The organism is Flagellimonas amphidinii, assembly GCF_013090115.1.
Lineage (GTDB): Bacteria > Bacteroidota > Bacteroidia > Flavobacteriales > Flavobacteriaceae > Flagellimonas > Flagellimonas amphidinii.
Map to the genome: position 1 here is coordinate 157,808 of NZ_JABFNN010000039.1, position 18,455 is coordinate 176,262.

Annotated in this window: 19 protein-coding genes; 4 read left to right on the forward strand and 15 right to left on the reverse strand. The window is 39.2% G+C overall.

Annotated features, from left to right (window positions below; all coding sequences use genetic code 11):
- The first annotated feature begins 18 nt into the window (after positions 1–18).
- A complete protein-coding gene (locus HJC33_RS12535; RefSeq protein ID WP_171659166.1) occupies positions 19–1,155 on the forward strand; it encodes a Gfo/Idh/MocA family protein in 1,137 nt (378 codons plus the stop codon).
- Between the two features lie 12 nt (positions 1,156–1,167).
- On the opposite strand, the gene HJC33_RS12540 is transcribed toward HJC33_RS12535, so the two are convergent.
- Together HJC33_RS12540 and HJC33_RS12545 are read right to left on the reverse strand one after the other, a co-directional pair.
- On the reverse strand, positions 1,168–1,932 hold the full coding sequence (locus HJC33_RS12540; RefSeq protein ID WP_171659637.1) for a TIGR02757 family protein: 765 nt from the start codon (positions 1,930–1,932) through the stop codon (positions 1,168–1,170).
- Positions 1,933–1,939: 7 nt separating this feature from the next.
- Positions 1,940–2,602 (reverse strand): ABC transporter ATP-binding protein, encoded by a 663-nt coding sequence (locus tag HJC33_RS12545; RefSeq protein WP_171659167.1) that lies wholly within the window; start codon positions 2,600–2,602, stop codon positions 1,940–1,942.
- A 145-nt stretch (positions 2,603–2,747) separates the two neighbouring features.
- On the opposite strand from HJC33_RS12545, the gene msrA reads away from it, so the two are divergent.
- Genes msrA through HJC33_RS12560 form a run of 3 tightly spaced genes read left to right on the forward strand, consistent with a single transcriptional unit; the run spans position 2,748 to position 4,254 of the window.
- Positions 2,748–3,308 (forward strand): peptide-methionine (S)-S-oxide reductase MsrA, encoded by a 561-nt coding sequence (msrA, locus tag HJC33_RS12550; RefSeq protein WP_171659168.1) that lies wholly within the window; start codon positions 2,748–2,750, stop codon positions 3,306–3,308.
- Between the two features lies 1 nt (position 3,309).
- Positions 3,310–3,909: a GTP cyclohydrolase I FolE gene (folE, locus tag HJC33_RS12555; RefSeq protein ID WP_171659169.1), complete on the forward strand. Its 600-nt coding sequence runs from the start codon at positions 3,310–3,312 to the stop codon at positions 3,907–3,909.
- 42 nt (positions 3,910–3,951) lie between these two features.
- Positions 3,952–4,254, forward strand: coding sequence for a hypothetical protein (locus HJC33_RS12560; RefSeq protein ID WP_171659170.1), 303 nt, complete (start codon positions 3,952–3,954; stop codon positions 4,252–4,254).
- Between the two features lie 33 nt (positions 4,255–4,287).
- On the opposite strand, the gene HJC33_RS12565 is transcribed toward HJC33_RS12560, so the two are convergent.
- The 13 genes from HJC33_RS12565 to serC all read right to left on the reverse strand — a co-directional run bounded on the left by HJC33_RS12565 (position 4,288) and on the right by serC (position 18,443).
- The gene (locus HJC33_RS12565) at positions 4,288–6,540 is read right to left on the reverse strand and encodes a carbohydrate binding family 9 domain-containing protein (protein ID WP_171659171.1); all 2,253 of its coding nucleotides are present in this window, start codon (positions 6,538–6,540) and stop codon (positions 4,288–4,290) included.
- A complete protein-coding gene (locus HJC33_RS12570) occupies positions 6,530–7,132 on the reverse strand; it encodes a DUF1579 family protein (RefSeq protein ID WP_171659172.1) in 603 nt (200 codons plus the stop codon). The genes HJC33_RS12565 and HJC33_RS12570 overlap by 11 nt, the downstream gene beginning before the upstream one ends.
- A 5-nt stretch (positions 7,133–7,137) precedes the next feature.
- The gene (locus HJC33_RS12575; RefSeq protein WP_171659173.1) at positions 7,138–8,568 is read right to left on the reverse strand and encodes a DUF3526 domain-containing protein; all 1,431 of its coding nucleotides are present in this window, start codon (positions 8,566–8,568) and stop codon (positions 7,138–7,140) included.
- A gap of 2 nt (positions 8,569–8,570) precedes the next feature.
- Complete coding sequence (locus HJC33_RS12580) at positions 8,571–9,977, reverse strand: ABC transporter permease (protein WP_171659174.1); 1,407 nt, start codon at positions 9,975–9,977, stop codon at positions 8,571–8,573.
- Positions 9,974–10,690 (reverse strand): ABC transporter ATP-binding protein, encoded by a 717-nt coding sequence (locus HJC33_RS12585; protein WP_171659175.1) that lies wholly within the window; start codon positions 10,688–10,690, stop codon positions 9,974–9,976. The genes HJC33_RS12580 and HJC33_RS12585 overlap by 4 nt, the downstream gene beginning before the upstream one ends.
- Positions 10,691–11,169: 479 nt before the next feature.
- Positions 11,170–11,760: a type 1 periplasmic binding fold superfamily protein gene (locus tag HJC33_RS12590; RefSeq protein ID WP_171659176.1), complete on the reverse strand. Its 591-nt coding sequence runs from the start codon at positions 11,758–11,760 to the stop codon at positions 11,170–11,172.
- Between the two features lie 37 nt (positions 11,761–11,797).
- Positions 11,798–14,200, reverse strand: a complete 2,403-nt coding sequence (locus tag HJC33_RS12595) for a TonB-dependent receptor (protein WP_171659177.1) — start codon at positions 14,198–14,200, stop codon at positions 11,798–11,800.
- Positions 14,201–14,270: 70 nt separating this feature from the next.
- Entirely contained in the window at positions 14,271–14,564 is a 294-nt protein-coding gene (locus tag HJC33_RS12600; RefSeq protein ID WP_171659178.1) for a hypothetical protein, read from the reverse strand.
- A gap of 64 nt (positions 14,565–14,628) precedes the next feature.
- The gene (locus tag HJC33_RS12605) at positions 14,629–15,147 is read right to left on the reverse strand and encodes a DUF6787 family protein (RefSeq protein ID WP_313777735.1); all 519 of its coding nucleotides are present in this window, start codon (positions 15,145–15,147) and stop codon (positions 14,629–14,631) included.
- 29 nt (positions 15,148–15,176) lie between these two features.
- Entirely contained in the window at positions 15,177–15,635 is a 459-nt protein-coding gene (locus HJC33_RS12610) for a DUF6146 family protein (RefSeq protein WP_171659179.1), read from the reverse strand.
- A 70-nt stretch (positions 15,636–15,705) separates the two neighbouring features.
- Positions 15,706–16,347, reverse strand: coding sequence for a DUF937 domain-containing protein (locus tag HJC33_RS12615; protein WP_171659180.1), 642 nt, complete (start codon positions 16,345–16,347; stop codon positions 15,706–15,708).
- 74 nt (positions 16,348–16,421) lie between these two features.
- Positions 16,422–17,372 carry a D-2-hydroxyacid dehydrogenase gene (locus HJC33_RS12620; protein WP_171659639.1) on the reverse strand — a complete coding sequence of 317 codons (951 nt, stop codon included), beginning with the start codon at positions 17,370–17,372 and terminating at the stop codon, positions 16,422–16,424.
- Positions 17,373–17,378: 6 nt separating this feature from the next.
- Positions 17,379–18,443, reverse strand: a complete 1,065-nt coding sequence (gene serC, locus HJC33_RS12625) for a 3-phosphoserine/phosphohydroxythreonine transaminase (RefSeq protein WP_171659181.1) — start codon at positions 18,441–18,443, stop codon at positions 17,379–17,381.
- Positions 18,444–18,455 lie beyond the last annotated feature (12 nt).

Below are 18,455 nucleotides of genomic sequence, written 5' to 3' on the forward strand. Positions count from 1 at the left end.
TGACTGAAAATCAAGCCAATGAAAAAAATTACACGAAGAAAATTCAATAATACCCTGGTCAAAGGTATCGGTTCTGCGACATTAATGACTGCAGCTCCCATGGCCTGTGCCATGGTTGGCGGTCAACAAAAAAAGAAATTGGGAATAGCTTTAGTAGGTTTGGGGAGCTACAGTACCTATCAGTTGGCACCTGCGCTTCAAGACACCCAACATTGCTATTTAGCCGGAATTGTTACCGGAACTCCGGCCAAGGAAAAGATATGGGCAGACAAATATGGAATTCCTAAGAATAGTATTTACAACTACCAGAATTTCGATGAAATCGCTAACAATGATGCTATTGACATTGTTTATGTAGTGCTTCCGAACAGCATGCATGCAGAGTTTTCCATTAGAGCAGCAAAAGCTGGAAAACATGTCATTTGTGAAAAACCCATGGCAATGAACGTGGCGGAATGCGATGCTATTATTGAGGCTTGCGATAAAGCTGGAGTAAAATTGGGCATAGGTTATCGTTTGCATTCAGAGCCTTATACACAAGAAATCAAAAAAATAGTTGCCGAGAAACGGTTTGGAGATGTGCGTTACATTTCTGCTGCTGCGGGTTATTATTCAGGTGGATATCCAAATCAATGGCGTTTAAATAAAAAATTGGCAGGAACTGGAGCTTTGGGCAACATGGGCGTCTATGCCATGCAGGCCCTTATTTATGGAACCGGGGAGAATCCAACTTCTGTCAGTGCCCAAGAGTTTAGCACCAGACCAGAATATTTTAAGGAGACCGACGAAACAATCACTGCTCAGTTTGAGTTTCCAAGTGGTGCTGTTGGCAATATGATGACATCCCATAATATCAGTGCCAATGAATTTAAAGCGTATTGTCAAAATGGTTGGTATGGTTTGGACCCGGCCACTAGCTATGGACCATTACATGGAACTACATCCCGAGGGGAGATAAGCTTTGAACACGAGAGTCAGCAAAAATTACAGATGGATGACTTTGCCAGCCATATTTTATATGGCACTCCTAATTTGGCCCCCGGAGAAATGGGGAGGAGGGATATGGTAATTATTGAAGCTATACTCCAATCTATTCAACAAGGTGGCGCAAAAATAGCTTTGAATTTTAGCCTTAACTACGGATTTGGCGGTTGATTTGCGAAATAACTAGAACTTTTCAAAAACCCCTAAGCCAAAAAGTGCAAAGTCATATTTTACTGGGTCTGATGCATCCAATTTTCTAAGATTTTTGTCCAGTTCCGCTAAAGCTTTGGCATCATTTTGCTTTCGTTTGAGCAATTTCAGTTTACGTGCCACATTGCCCGAGTGCACATCCAAAGGACAAGAAAGTTGGCTGGGATTTATGGTTTTCCAAATACCAAAATCAACACCAGTACCGTTATCCCTTACCATCCAGCGCAAGAACATATTAATGCGTTTGGCTGCCGACCCCTTATCTGGATTGGAAACATGTTTTGCGGTTCTCTTGGGATATGGTAGCTCAAAAAATATAGATTTAAACTCAGAAATGGCGGGTTGCAAAGAGGTTGCCTGCTGGTACTTTTGAAAAACGCCTTCCAACCCATCGTGGTGTTGATAGATATTTTTGAGACTTCCTATAAAATATTGCAGGTCAATCCCATTAAAGGTTCTGTGAACAAATTTGGAAAGTTTTTCTAAATCATCATTGGAATGGTTTTTAACGAAATCATAAGGTGACTGATCCAAAAGTTCCATCAAAGTGGCTGCATTTTTTATAATACTCTTTCGGTTACCCCAAGCAATGGTGGCCGTTAAAAAACCACTGATTTCAATATCCTCTTTTGTGGAAAAACGATGCGGAATCTGTAAGGGGTCATCTTCCAAAAATTTAGGATGATTGTACTGTTCCACCTTCTCATCCAAAAAAGCCTTTAATTCCTTTTGGTTCATTTCTGCATTACGAAACAATCGATCCATCTACCATGGTCAACTTTCTATCGGCCATGTCAGCTAATTCCAAATTGTGGGTTACAATAACAAAGGTCTGTCCAAACTCATCTCTCAGTTGAAAGAACAGTTTATGGAGGTTATCTGCACTTTCGGAATCTAAATTACCACTGGGTTCATCAGCAAAAACCACAGAGGGATTGTTCATTAATGATCGTGCTACCGCCACTCGCTGTTGTTCACCTCCAGAAAGTTCATTGGGCTTATGGTTGTGGCGGTCAGACAGTCCCAAAAAATCCAAGAGTTCCTTTGCTCTTTTTTCGGCTATCTCTTTTGGTGTTTTTTTGATAAAAGCAGGGATACAAACGTTCTCCATGGCCGTAAATTCAGGTAATAATTGGTGAAATTGAAATATAAAACCAATATGCTCATTTCTAAACTTGGCCAAATTCTTCTCACTCAATTGAGTTACATCAATACCATTAATGACCAGAGCACTTTCATTTTGACTGGTTGGTGTATCTAAAGTGCCAAGAATTTGTAACAATGTGGTTTTACCAGCTCCTGAAGCACCAACAATCGAAACTATCTCGCCTTTTTTAATTTCTAGGTCAACACCTTTTAAAACCTGCAAGTTTCCATAACTCTTGGTAATGTTTGTGGCTTTTATCATAAAAGTTGACTTCAAGCAGTGAAAGTAAGGATAACTTGGCAGTGGACAAAGATTGTCATATGAATTAAGTATTTTGATTTTTGCACGACACTTATGAAGTTAATTATACTATTAAAACCATAATTTTGTTTAACTTTGAGCTGTAATGAATAAACAAAAAGAAAAGAATCTAGAGACTGCAATTTTTGCTGGTGGATGTTTTTGGTGCACTGAAGCAGTTTTTCAACGATTGGATGGGGTAGAAGCAGTGGTTTCTGGATATACTGGAGGCACCATCAAAAACCCGGCATATAGAGAAATTTGTACCGGTAGAACAGGTCATGCTGAAGCCATAAAAATTACGTTTGACCCATCCCAAATTTCATTTGTGGAATTGTTGGAAATCTTTTTTGCCACACATGATCCCACAACATTAAACCGTCAAGGCAACGATGTGGGCACACAATACAGGAGCGAAATTTTTTACACAACACCAGAACAAAAGGCACAAGCAAAGGAGTTTATTGCATTATTGGATAAGGAGCATATATTTGCTTCACCTATAGTTACAGCCATATCTGAGGAAAAACCGTTTTATAACGCAGAAGAGGAGCATCAAAACTATTACAACGACCATAGAAACCAATCTTATTGTCAGTTCATTATTGATCCAAAAATCAAAAAGCTTAGAAAGCATTTTTCAAAAAAGCTAAATACCATTAACTAATATGTCACCATATAGGAACTTAGAGGAATACAATATTGAAATCACGAATGAGGTAAAGGAACATTTTTCAAAAATTGTTGAAGATCTAGGAGAAGATGTTTCAAGGGAAGGGCTTGTTAAAACTCCAGAACGAGCAGCCAAAGCCATGTTGTTTCTTACTCAGGGTTACAAACAAAATGCAGTTGAAATATTGCAAGGAGCCATGTTTGAGGAAAGTTATGACGATATGGTGATCATCAAGGATATTGAAGTCTATTCACTTTGCGAACACCATATGCTGCCTTTCTTTGGAAAAGCCCATGTAGCTTATATCCCCAATGGTCATATAGTTGGGCTCAGTAAAATACCACGGGTAGTGGATGTTTTTGCCAGACGTTTGCAAGTACAAGAACGATTGACGCATGATATTTTGGAGTGCATCAACAGTACCTTAAAACCTAAAGGCGTTGCCGTTGTAATTGAGGCCGCTCACATGTGTATGATGATGCGTGGCGTGCAAAAACAAAATTCAGTTACCACCACTTCGGGGTTTAGAGGACAATTTGAGAAAATTGAAACCAGGAACGAATTCTTAAAGTTGATAAGTTCCGATTTATCCTAGACATAATTTCTTCATCTCATTCCTATTTCCTATTTTTCATCAATGACAAAAGAAAAGGATAACAAGTACCGTAATCTACTATTGGGGTTACTATTTGATGGGATTGGCATGCTTTCTTTCGCCATTCCGGGAATAGGGGAGTTTTCTGATGTAATCTGGGCTCCCGTAGCAGGATGGCTCATGACCCGTTTGTACAAAGGAAAAATTGGCCAGGCCGCTGGTGTAGTTGCATTTGTGGAAGAGTTGGTTCCCGGTTTGGACGTTATTCCAACGTTTACCATCATGTGGGTGTATACTTATCTTTTATCAGGAAAGAAGGGCAAGAAAGTCATCAATATTGATTAATTAGCTTCCCTTTTCATCTTTCTCAATTACATTTCAGAACTGTTTTAACAGGGTAATCTTGCTGATGAACTGAGTACTTCGCTGAATAGGGTCAAAAACATCGGTTTGGGTGTCGTTGAACACTAAATAAATGAACGATAGCGGCATATATTCCCAACTGAACCTAACATTCCATCGACCTTGTTCATCAAAACTATTGTATTGGTAAAACGTGGACAATTGAACTCGTGGATTCAGTGCCAATCTGAGACTTGCGGTATACAAATCTGTATTTAAATCTTCAGATAGGATTCCCAAACCATTAATATTGTTGTGTTCATAATCTACAGCAAAGGCGGTGTGGGGAAATGGAGCATAGCGCAATCCAGAAGTAACTGTGTTTCTTGTTCCATTATAAAATTTTCCAAAATCATATTGAATTGAACCCGAAAACTTTTTTGATCGGTCGGAGTTGTAGTTAAGCTTATATCGGGTATACCTATAATTTCCCTGTGCTATATCAATATCCAAAGGGTCAAAGTCAAAATTTATGTTCTGCCAGGTAGGGGTTAGGGAAGCTTCTAAAAAACTATTATCCTTAAACCACATGAAAATAGGGAAGATGTATATGTTGGCTTGTTGGAAATTCCCAAAATCTTCAAAATCATGAAAATAATTAAGGAAAACGCCAGGATCCCAGCGTCTAATAAAAGGTAAGCTTTTGGGTCTAACAATAGCGTATCCGCCGGGACTGTGAACCACTACATCTTTTTGAAAAACAAAACCCATTCCCGGGGTATAGTCAGAACTAACAATATCAGAAATATAACCTGCGTAATATTTGTTTGTTGTTGATGTGGCCGATATTCTCCCTGCAAAGCCTGTATCACCTGTTTCACTATCCACAGAGGTCGATATTAGGTAGTTTAGTTCAATATCTGGCCTTGGACGAATCAATCCATCAATTGAAATGGTGGTATTGTTTTGATTTTCAATATCCAAAGCACTTAAAGTATTATCCCTTCGGTAAGTGACCATGGCTCCAATATTGTTTTCCTTACCATAATTTTTGGTATATCGTGCCACTCCAAAAGTACTGCCTGGAGAATTATCGGTTTCTCGCTGTCTAACAGCCAAAGCTGCAAGGGTACGGTTTTCGGTACGGTCGGTATATCGTGCACCAACATCTAAAGGTGCCGGTGTGGCATTAAAACTATTGGATAGACCAATTGTTCGACTAAAAAAGGGACGCACCCTTTCGTTGCTCGCACCTGCCCAAATTCCAGAGTTTTCTAAAAAGAATTGCCGGCGTTCCGGGAAGAAAATATTGAAGCGCTCCAGGTTGTTTACGGCACGATCTACATCTGCTTGGGCAAAATCAGTGTTAATAGTCAAATCCAGCACTGCGTTGGGATTAATGGCCCATTTTACATCGCCACCAATCTTTGGGTCATTGGATTTATCTATTAAATTGTTACCTTCCTTATTCTGGTCATACTGAAAAAGTGAATAAGGCTCAATGCGAATATTTGCAGATGGCGGTGGCACCTCAAGTCCTGTAAGTTTTGCAGCATAGATCATTCGATTTTCTGAAAACGATTGGGGTATGTCTGGAAATACCGTTTTTTCATAATCCTTTCGTGCCAATCTAAAAAAGGTGATGCCCCATTGAACCGGCTCACCTTCCACGGCTCTGTCATATCGAATGGATTTAAAGGGAATTGCAAATTCAGCATAGTATCCTTTATCCGTTCGTTGGGTACGAACGCGCCACAAAGCATTCCAATCCTCATCACGATTGTTGTCATTAAAATTCTGAACATCCTGTTGGTTTCCGTAGGGGGTAGTTTGAAAAGAAACGGCATATTGTTTGGTATTCTGTGCATCAATTTGAATTCCAAAAACATCATTTTCACGACCATCAAAATCCCTACTCAAATCCTGCATGCGAATCCCTTTCTTACCCAAAGAATCCTTTGCAAAGACTCCAAAGTACAGATTCTTGTCATCATATAAAATGCGTACTTCCGTAGGGTTTTTAATGATACCGCCTTGAACGGGTTCTACACGGAAAAAATCGGTAATGGGTTCGGCCAAATCCCAATCGGGTTCATCTAACCGACCGTCCACTGTTATTATACCTGTAACTTTGGAAGCCGTTATCCTAACAGGTACTTCAGGAGGAGGGAAGTTGTCAGTTTCATTCTGTTGGGCGTATACTATGATCGTGGAGGACAGAAATAAAATAATAACGTAAGGGAGAAGCTTTAAAGAAAAGCTTTTGTCCACACTATATTTACTTCTCATTGGAAATCCTTTTATATTTTACCTCTAGTACTGCGACAAACCCTTTACCATCCCCATAATCTTGCTTTTCGATTAAATCAAAGGAATCAGGAGAATTGATTTTGAAATAGGTTTTCTTCGCTACAATACCACTGGGGTTTACATCTTTTCCACTAAAAACAAGTGTATTGGAGTCTTCCCATTTGCCATTGGGATATAGTACCACTAAGCCATCACTATCAAAATACCAGGTCTCAAAAAGTTGGGTATATGGGTTAAAAGAATGATAGCTTTTGCCCAAATAAACATTCCCTTGGTGCGTTGCTGATATGTCATCGGAGATGAAAGCTCCATTTAAGGACCATTCTGCTTTATAACTTCCCACTTCGGGCTGCTCGGGCCGTTTCCCTTCTTTATAAAACCAGGTCTCACTTTTCCATTCCCCAATGAGAAACGCTAACTTTTTGGTACCTTCTAGCCTTGCTTTTTTTGCAGTTTCCCAATCCATTGTTTTGGGTTTTTCTTGTGCATTCACCATACCAAAATGGAGCAATAGCAGAAATACCATGTTCATGGCCATGGGAATGATGTATTTGTTCTTGATAGGTGCCATTTTCGTTATTCTTGAGTTAAGATTCCAACTCGGCTACGTTTTATAGAAAGTAGCATACCTACCGCAAAGACTGTAAAGGCAATCAAAAAAATAACCAACGTAGCCCTCCAATAATTGTTTGCCTTGGTCTGATAATCAAATGATGGCAGTGCATCATAATCAGCCTGTGAAAAACTTTGGTTATTGTACAAAAAGGGAATAAAATGACCACGCCATTTTTCGGCAAAGTCCACGACTTGTTTTCTGTATTCCTCATAGTCTTTCTTGGATGTCCCCGCCATCTTATTCAAAGATTCCTGTGCAAGAATGGTAGGTGATATCCATTTGAACTTATCGATCCATCCCTGTTGGTTTTGTAGCTGTTCTTCATAGGAATTCACCAAAGGAGACAACTCTTCATGAATTAATTTTTGAGAGGCCATGTAACCGTGCCAAAAACTCCTGTTTTGGGTAGTGTCATTAATGGCATATTCTGGATGGTCCCTAAGGAAGTTATCCAAGATTTCATCTTGTTTTTTGGTCACTTCGGCCTTCAAAGTTCGCATTTCATTAATCATGAGGTTACGAGAGGGCATGGGATATAATGTATTTCCCAATTGGTTTAATACGGAAGGAACCAAAAGCACAAAAACCACCCAAAGCCCCAAAAGTGCAACAGCATTTTTTGCAGAACTACCAACCCATAGATTAACAACAAATGCAATTGCGAACCAAAACAGCATATAGGCCAATATTAAACCCAATAAACTCAGAAAAACAGGGGTGTCATCGAAAGGATTGAGCCCTAGTGAGAAGAAAACAACCAACAATGACCCTACTACTAAAAGCGACAACCAAAAAAAACGAAGTCCTAATTTTTGTAGCACCCAATTTTGGATACCAATAGGTTGTGAAGCCAATAAACGAAGGGAACCACTTTCCTTTTCTGCAGAAAGAACATTATATGAAAATGCAATGATTAGCAGTGGTAGCAGATAAATAATAACAAAGGCCAGATCAAAGCTTCCGAACAGTAATTGAACTGGGCTGGTCATTTCTGTAAACTTGAGTGCAAAATCATCACCACTGACCGCAGGTTTTACATAATGCGTGAACATATCTGCCTGACCTGTGGAAATAAAGGCCATGGGCTTTGAATCCATAGCAGCAACCCTTGGATAGTAGTTTCCAACGGCCATAGGACTTGTGGGAACGGTCCAATAGGGAACACTGACTTCCAAACCACGCTCCACAGAGTCCAACAATTTCAGCATCATGGCATCACTTTGCTCAACCTCATTTTTAGCCGCAGCTATACCTTTTTGCCGTTTTTCTACCTTTTGTAGACCATTGTATGCCGAAAACCCGAATAGTAGGAGTAAAATAATGCTTAATAACTGTATCCAACGACTACGAAGTAACAGTTTTAGTTCGTACTTAAAATTATAGGATAGCATGGTTAAATAGTTTTTGTGGTGAAGAATAATAATCCAAAGGAAGCTAAAAGCCAAATTCCTAAAATGGCCATATTCGAAGCATTTCTACTAAGAACTATATTTAGTTCTGGTGGGTCATAACTAAAAGTGGGTAAATTTTTCCAAGTATCAGCATTAGCCCTATAACCCCATTCGCCGTAGGAGGAATTATCCTTAAAATTATCGTTTAAGAACTTTTGAGTAGAAATGCGGTACGCTTCCGCAGCATCGGCAAAATCCCAATGGGTGGCATAATCGGTATGGGCTATTGCCATGCTTAAAAAACGAGTTGGTAGATAGGGAGAAATTACGGCCAAACCTCTGTATATTCTTGATTGATTACCAAATTGGTCTTTCAAGTAATTATAGTGTTTAAAATAAACTTCAGCCTCATGTTCCTCGCCTTTTTGCATACGATATGCATCAAAATTGAAGGGAAGTTGGTGTAGACTATCTACACCGTATTCTTTCAGTACTTGTTCTTCTAATAGCCTGGCCTCTTCGCTCCATGGGTTGTGCCCATCCAGCCCCTCTTTTTTATCCTTGAGCACATTGGCGGCAAACTCTTGCCTAGTCGGGTAGGGGTGCTTATTTTCAGCAATGTTGCTTGCCGCTTTTGGAGCTGCTAAACAGGCGAGAATCCATATACATAATGAAACCACCAAGGAAATACCCGATTTTTTGGCCAAAGATGAAATCAGTAAAACGATATTGATAAAAATGATGTAATAGATGGTATAGACTAAAAACATTAGCAATAGTGAACTCAAATTGAAGATTCCATAATCCTCAAGATTGCCTAAAAGAATCCCTGCTATAAGAAAAAGAACCGCCGTAATAGTAAATATGGGTAGGAAGAGTGCACTCCATTTTCCGAGCAACCATTTCCAACCGGTGATACCCTGACTTTTTAGGAGTGTTAAAGTTCCCATTTCCCTTTCTTTGGTAAAGCTGTTATACCCCAATAAAATAATGAGTAAAGGGATGATGAACAATAGAATGAAATCTGGTGTCAGATCCCCAAAACGTGCCAAGCCCGTTTGATCTGCCGCAGCACTGAATTGTGCTTCGTTTCTATTGTGGGCTTCAAGAAAAATTGAAGTTCCTGCATATTTATCCACACCTTGGTCAACCAAAGCGAGTGGGTATTTGGGCTTAAAGGCATAAGTGCCATAGTGGGCCGCGGAATGTGGGTTTTTTTCGCCTTGATTATCCCAAATATCCCGTTCTGCTATTCTCGCAACTTCATATTGCTCATTTACGTTTTGGTATTGTTTTGCACTTATCCATATGGCGACACCTAAAAGTAGCAACACAATTATAAAAGAGATTCTAACCCTGCCCTCTCGGAACAACTCCTTAGTTTCCTTTAAAAATGTTTTGAAAATCATACCGTTTCCTCTTTATAGTTCATGGTCTCTAGATACGATGTTTCAAGTTCGCTGAGTGAAATATCATCGACAACGAATTGTTGCTTTAACTGTCCCCCTTTCATTATCCCTATGTGTGTACCGACTTCTTTTGCTCGAAAAATATCATGGGTTGCCATTAAGGTAGCAACTCCCTTTTCTCGTAATTTTTGTAAGAGCAGTCCAAATTCATTACTTGCCTTTGGATCTAAACCTGAGGTTGGTTCATCCAACAGGAGTACTTTAGCGTCTTTGGCCAGCGCAATGGCAATGCCCACTTTTTGGCGCATTCCTTTAGAGAAGGTAGAAATTCGCTTATCAAAAGCTTCTGATTGTAAACCAGACTCTTCTAAAAACTCTTTTAAAATAGATGCGGAGAGTTTTTTTCCACCGATTCCTGAGAAATAATCCAAGTTTTCTACAGCAGAGAGGCTAGGGTAGAGCATTAAATTTTCAGGTATATATGCCAAAAACTGTTTGGTTGCCCTTGTGTTTTTATGAACATCCAATTGATTGATGATTGCATTGCCTGATGTGGGTTCTATAAATCCCAAAAGAAGGTTTATAGTGGTTGTCTTACCAGCACCATTGGCACCTAAAAGGCAATAGATCTCTCCTTCTTTTACATTTAGGTTAAGGTTATCAAGTGCGGTCTGTGCACCGTATTTTTTAGTAAGGTTATTGGTTGTTATCATAATAGTGGTTTTAAGATTAGATATGGCGGAACACCTCAAAAACAAGTTTGAGTAAAAAACACTGATTTTCACCCAAATCTATTGAGTGAAATAGGAAAAAAGTAAAAAACTATAGTGGAGGGCCTCTCTGGAATTTATACGAAGCAACAAAGAAAGGCAGGTTATTTTCCTTGAAATAAGGAACAAAAAAGAAAAGGACAAAAACAAAAAGAAAAATGGTAAAGAAATTAAGATCTGTAGTCTTGATGATAAAATGAACGCACAAGTCGCAACTTGAACTTAATTCACTTATATCATCAAAATTTGTACTTAACTTCTTATGTTCTTCATTACTGTGCGTATGTGTGGTAAGGATATGATAAGTATACAAGGAGAGTTGCGACAGCCAAATGACTGTCAACAACACCCTTATATTTATATCCTTAGTTTTTTGGATCATTTTAATCCAATTTTCCACGCATACAGAAAACAATTCATTGTTACTCTACAGTTAGTGAAAAAGTTTGTGTGATGTCAGTTTCACCACCAGCATCACTCAAAGAACCATCATTTGGCTTCTTAGGTTCATGACGTAATGTAACTGTGAAATTTCCCGAACCAGCATCTGAGGTGGTTAGAGTAAATGCCAGACCAACAGGATTTGTGGTTGTAAAGTTCTCCCCAGTTTCTTCGGACACATAATCAGATTCGTCATCAGCATAGTCAGTAGTCGCATTCAAGCCTGTACCAACTTCGAAAAAGAATTGGTGCACATCTGCTTCTCCTTCTATTTCTTCATTTACATCTTCTGCAGGAGTTTCAGTTTCATTCAATAATGCCACACTACCAGTATAGGTTGTATTGGCAGCCAGATTTCCAGAAACAGTAATGGTAGGGGCATTGGGTCCATCCCCATCTAAATCTCTGGATTGTAACGTAATTGTAGTTCCACTTGTGGGTTGTAGGGTAACGGTCATTGTTGTAATGACTTCTTCCTCGTTTACAGGTTCTGGGGAATTGTCATCACTTGAGCACGAGACAAAAACCAAACTGGTTATAACAAATGCGGCTAAAAATTTAATAGTTTTCATGATTTAAAGGATTTGAATTATAATAATTTACTTAAGGTTAATAGTTCAATTTTAATTGTAATATGATGTTTCTTCCCAAATCATCTGAGAAGAACCGTTGTCTGTTCAAGTAATCCCTGTATTTGGTATCTAAAATATTGTCCACCCGTAATGCCGTAGTCAAAACTGTTGAATTGCCCAATGGAAATTTCATCTGGGAATCTAATCCTAAAAGATGATAGGCGTCCGGAGGAGTATTTATCTCTAAAAGGACCTCTTGCTGTTGTTCTGGGGAGAAGACCATAATATTTTCTGGAAATTCATTCTGTCGGAACACATAGTTACTGCTCAAAGAAACCTCAAAGCTGTTCCATTCTGGTTTAGTGAATGTAATTTTATTTCGAAAATTGGCCGCTGGGACATTGATCAACTCATCATCATTTTCTATATCTTTTCCTTTTACCAACGAGAAGTTGTGCTCTGAAGCTAGATTGGGAAGCCAAAAGGCATCAAAATTCAAGTCTACACCGATTAGACTAGCATCGGTCTGACGATACTCCCAAACCGGGAATGCTCCACGAATAGTAAATTCTACATCCGAAGGTTCCAGTAGGATGAAGTCCTTGATCCAATTAGCAAAGGGTTCCACGCTAAATCCCCAGTGGTCAAAGCTTTTGCGATAGGATGCTGAAAACTTATGGGACGTTTCACTATCTATTCGCAAATCCCCAAGCTCAATGCGTGCAGCGGAGTGGTGCAATCCATCACTGAACAGTTCTGATGGGTTTGGAGCTCTTTGGGCCAGTGCATAGTTGAACTTTAGGTTAGAGCCGTCCTCAAAAAAGTTGCTCAATCCTACTGTTGAGGAAAGATTATGATAATCAAAAACTGGATTGACCAGTAAATCGGTACCCCGGTCTTCCACTATCAAATCCTGAAATTCCGAGTCGTACCCTCTTTCTTCCCAACGAGAAGTCCTGTAAAACTTTTGAGCATCAATACGGCTAAAATCGTAACGAAACCCTGCTTCTAAAATTAATTGATCAGAGGCTCTGTATTCAGCTGTAACAAAGGCACCCATATCAAATTTTTCATAATCAGGGATAAGCCTCCTTACTCCAGTATCGGGATTGGCAAAATTGTCTTGGTACCTACCTAGCAAACCCACATGTAGCTTATGATTTTCCTTGGCATCCCATTTAAAGTCAGTAGATAATGTATGGGTTGTCAATTCTAGGTCTATGGAGGCTTTGTCATCATCATCCCCGCGTCGAATATCATATTCAAACCTTCGGTTAGTTTGAAAATCGTACTGTGCATTCCATTTGCCCAAACCTTCAAAACGTTTGTAAAGCCTAAGTTTTGCCAAATGATGTTTTACTTTTTGTCTTGGGTTTAGCAAATCATAGGTGAAAGGTCTTATGATTTCTGGTTCGCCATTGTTAATGGCTCGGATTAAATCGTCTACATTTCCAATATGGGAAGCCCTTAGAATAGCTATTTCTGTAGTGAAATAGGAGTAGCGCGCATCCCAACCCCAAGTAAATTGATTTTTACCAAATTGGAGTGATGTGCCAATTTCTTGTACCCCGGTATTGGATAAAATATAATCAGGCGATTCATGATCACCCAAACGTTTATAGGATCCTTGCCCTTTTATAAACCAGCCACCGTCAAAAGCACGTGTCAACTCGGAGGTTATATTTCCACCCCTTCCATTTGAAACTCCACTCAACAAGGTTTTTCCATAAAGAGTATCCTTAGCAGGTATTCTGGCCTGTTCCATGACAATGACTCCGCCAATGGCATCTCCACCATATTGAAGTGCGGAAGCTCCTTTGATTAAAGCAATGGACCCTGCAGAGTTGATATCAATGTTCGGAGCGTGCTCATCTCCCCATTCCATGTCCTGCATACGAACACCGTCATTAAGAATAAGAACCCTACTACCGTTTAAGCCATGAATGATAGGTTTTACGATATTGGCGCCAGTATTTAGGGAAGAAACCCCACCTAGTTCCTTTAAGGCGTCTCCCAAATTTCCGGCACTGTACTGTTCTAGAGTTTTAAGTCTAAGTTTTTCTTCCTGAGCACTTTTGGTTTTGTTTCTGATGGCATCGCCAACTACGTCCACTTCATCCAATTCTTCCAAATGGTGCTCAAGTTTAAGGTCAATATTGGTAGTACCTTGAAGAACATGTACATCTACAATAATGGTAGTGCATTCAGGATGGGAAACTTCAATTTGGTATGCACCAACGCATAGATTTTCAAATCTGAAGTTGCCGTTTTTATCCGTTTTGGTTTCTTTTAAATTTTCAATGATCAATAGGGTCGCATTGTCCAACTCCAATTTGCTATGGTAATCGGTAACTCGACCTTTAAGAACATTAGTGCACTCTTGGGCGGTCACAAAGAAATGGGACGCTACTAAAAATGCTATGAAAAACAATGTTTTCATTATCAAATCAATAAAATTGCTTATAATAGGGTTGTTTCTTTACGAAACAGAAAGATGTTGGGCGAACAGATTAGACCATCGAATAGGGAGGAGGCCTTGAAAAGAGATAGTAATGGAATGATTGTTCTTTGAGCTGTTCGTCCTTGGGTGTTTTTAGGTATTTGATGGAAAATTCTGTATCAGCTATCTCATAAGAATTATGGGGCACATGAAAATCCAAGGTCTGGTTTTCAAGAGCCAAATCGCAGATATCACAATTTTCTATGGCATCAGAATCCTCATCATGATGTGCGTACGCATGAAAGCCGGAAACCTTGATGAGCATCAAGGAAGTAAAAAAAAGAAGGCCAATAATTTTCCTCATAACCGACATTACCGCACAAATCTAGACAATTTGAATAGAAGCATTATGTTAACAAAATCATAATTTAAGGAATGAGAAAACCTAACCCCATTCGTTTGAGCATTTTCTTTTCAAACCCCCAAAAAAATCGAAATTGTCCAAAAATCCAACCAAAGGCCACTAAAAGGACTTGATAAAGTGGGAAAATCAATAGAATTCTAATTGGCCAATAAATCCATGCAGAGGTAACATCTTTCTGAATGCCAATCCACTCTGTAACTGGCCCGGCTAATTTGCCAGATACACTTCCTGTAATTGCAAAGACAATAAAAATGGCAATCATTTCCCATTTGTAGGATACTTTCCACTTATGTTCCAGTTTCTTGAAGCACCAAAGAAAAAATTTAACCATTATATAGTACAAAATAGCGGTTATGCCAATAGTGAATGGCCATTCAAAATAAGTATTGTTCAAATCGAATACATGTAAAAAACGTCTGGCTATGGTGTACGCGGTTATTAAAACCAATATGATGCCTAGGATTGGAAATAGAAGTTGCCAATTTTGCTGTATTTCCCAGCGCTGTTTAATTTTTTCCATCATATTCCCTGAAGAGATGGCAAAAATACATATTAAATCCTAGGGATAAAGGGACCTAATCGTTGTTTATATTTACGCTGAAAATAAATAAAGTAGTTGTACAACTTGTAGTTTACCTCATAGCCATAATCAATCCCAGGTTCGTAGTTGATTTGCATTTCATACAGATTTGGACTAAACTGAGTTGGTTGCATCACACGCCTGTTCCATTCCATGACCATTAGCATATTCCTGTTTTCCAAAAATGGTTGGGAATAATAGCCTTCAGGTCTTGCAATACTTTGTAACCAAGCAAAGAAACCAGGTTCAATAATAATGATTTCGTATTCGGTCTCTTCATCTTTGATTTCGACTTCTTCCTCGCCAGATGAATTGAATACCGCTTGTTCTTCCTCAGAAATGTTCAAGGACTCTTTTGTTGCGGTACAGGAAATCATAAGTCCAAGCAACAAAATTAAAGTAGCACTAATTGATAATATCTTCTTTTTCATATCCTTAAGATACAAAAAAAGCCATTTGAAATTTCAAATGGCTTCGTAAAATATAGTTAAGATGGTTTTTTTATTTTCCAAAAAGACCTCCTAAAAGACCTCCAAGTCCGCCTTTTTTCTGACCTCCTCCACTCAAAACCATTCCAGCAAGATCGTCAATAACACTACCATCACCGTCAGAGTCCAAGAAAGTCTCAATTAGGGATTGTTGTTTATTGGCAGAACTTCCTCCACCCATTAAACCACCTAAAAGACCCGTAAGGGCATCAGGTTGGGTTACATTTTGCTGTCTGGTCTGTTTTCCAAGATACCCCAATATAATTGGAGCTGCAATCTTCAAGATTTGAGCAATGGAATTAGCATCAATTCCTGATTTATTGCTCAAAGCATTTTCTACTTGATTTTGTTTGGAACCAAAAATATGTCCCAATATTCCGGCTCCATCATCCATAACACTTTGGTCGACCCCACCGCCGAAAAGACCTCCAAGGTCATCCAAAATACTACCATCGTGTTTAGAGGAGAGTGCATTCATCAATCCTTCTGCTCCAGATTGCGTGGAAGCATTTCTTTTCATGGCGCCCATTAAAAGTGGCATGGCCATACTCAAGACGTCAGCAGTTTTGTTTTCTGATTGACCAGTTTGACCAGCTACTCCACTAATCAATTGTTTGCCCATTGGGCTATTCAATAAATCTAATAATCCTGACATTATACTAGTGTTTAGTTTAGGCAGACAATGTACAAAAAAGGAAAGTCTAAAAAACCTTTTTCTTTTTAAAAAAGTTAATTTAACAATTTGGTGACTTGATTTGCCAACTCAATGCCTATGCGTTCTTGCGCTTCAATAGTGGAAGCACCAATATGTGGCGTCAGGGATATTTTGGGATGCATTAAAATCTTGATTTCAGGGCTTGGTTCCGATTCGAATACGTCTAACCCCGCAAAGGCAATATGGTCTTTGTCCAAAGCCTCCACTAAAGCTACTTCATCCAGAACACCCCCTCTTGATGCATTTACTACTCCTGCGCCTTTTTTCATCAACCCAAATTCTTTCTTGCCAATCAGATATCCGTTTTGGGCAGGAACATGAACACTAATAAAGTCAGAGTTTTTCAGTACTGTTTCAAGGGTGTCACTTTCCACCTCAAACTTTACTGACTGTCCATCAAAAAATGAAAGTTCCAATAAAGCTTTCTCCGTATGATGATCCGTATACAGCACTTTCATTCCTAGTGCCAGTGCCATTTTTGCTGTAGCTTGTCCTATTCTTCCGAAACCAATGACCCCCAAGGTCTTGCCCCTTAATTCTTGTCCGCCAGCATAGCTTTTCTTGAGTTGTTTGAATTTACTGTCACCATCCAAGGGCATATTTCTGTTGGAATCGTGCAGAAAACGCACCCCATTGAATAAATGTGCAAAAACCAACTCTGCAACCGATGCTGATGATGCAGCTGGTGTGTTGATGACATGGACTCCTTTTGATTTTGCATAATCTACATCAATATTATCCAAACCAACACCGCCACGACCGATTACTTTCAAGTTGGGACAGGCATCAATTAAAATCTTTCTCACTTCAGTAGCACTCCTTACCAAAAGAACGCTAATGTCCTTGTCCTTGATAAAACTCGCCAATTGCTCTTGTGCAACTCGTGTAGTCAAAACCTCAAAACCAGCTTGTTCAAAAGCATTTACCCCGGACTGGGACAGTCCATCATTAGCTAAAACTTTCACCATAAATTATCCCTTCTTTTCCATTTCACTCATGATATCCACAAGCACACCAACACTTTCTAATGAAAGAGCATTGTACATTGAAGCTCTATAGCCGCCAACAGAACGGTGGCCATTTATACCATTTATTCCTGCTTCTTTGCATTTTTCATCAAAGATGTCCTTAAGAGTGTCATCAGTGATATTGAATGTAGCATTCATTGTAGACCTATCCTCTTTAGCTGCAAATCCAGAGAAAACAGGATTCAATTCTATTTCAGAATAAATAAGGTTTGCTTTTTTCTCATTGATTTCTTCAATGGCAGCAATACCTCCCAAATCCTTCAACCATTCCATGGTCAGCATGGAAACATAAACGGCAAAAACTGGTGGTGTATTGAACATGCTATCCTTGCCGGCATGTACACTATAATCCAACATGGATGGAATTTTTCTGGAAACCTTTCCAAGGGTATCCTCTTTTACAACAACCAAAGTAGTTCCTGCCGGCCCCATATTTTTTTGCGCACCGGCATAAATCAAGTCAAACTTTGAAAAATCCAGTTGTCTGGAAAAAATATCAGAACTCATATCACATACCAAGGGAACACCCGTTTCTGGAAATTCTTTGATCTGTGTTCCGAAAATAGTATTGTTGGATGTCAAATGCAGATAATCCAAATCTCCGGGAATGGTATACCCTTTGGGTATGTAATTGAAGTTTTGTTCTTGTGAAGATGCAACTTCAATAATATCACCGAACAATCTGGCCTCTTTTATTGCTTTTAGACTCCATGTTCCAGTATTTACATATCCTGCTTTCTTTTCCAAAAAATTATAAGCGGCCATTAAAAATTGGGTGCTTGCACCGCCTTGAAGAAACAAGGCTTGGTAGCCCTTCCCTTCTAAGCCTAACAATTCCAAAGCAAGCGATCGGGCCTTTTCCATAATGGCCACAAATTCTTTGCTACGGTGTGAGATCTCAATAAGTGATAGTCCAATACCATCCAGTTCCACTACGGCTTCTGATGCTTTTTGCATTACCTCTTGAGGCAAAATGCAAGGTCCTGCGCTAAAATTGTGTTTTTTCATTGGGTTGAATTT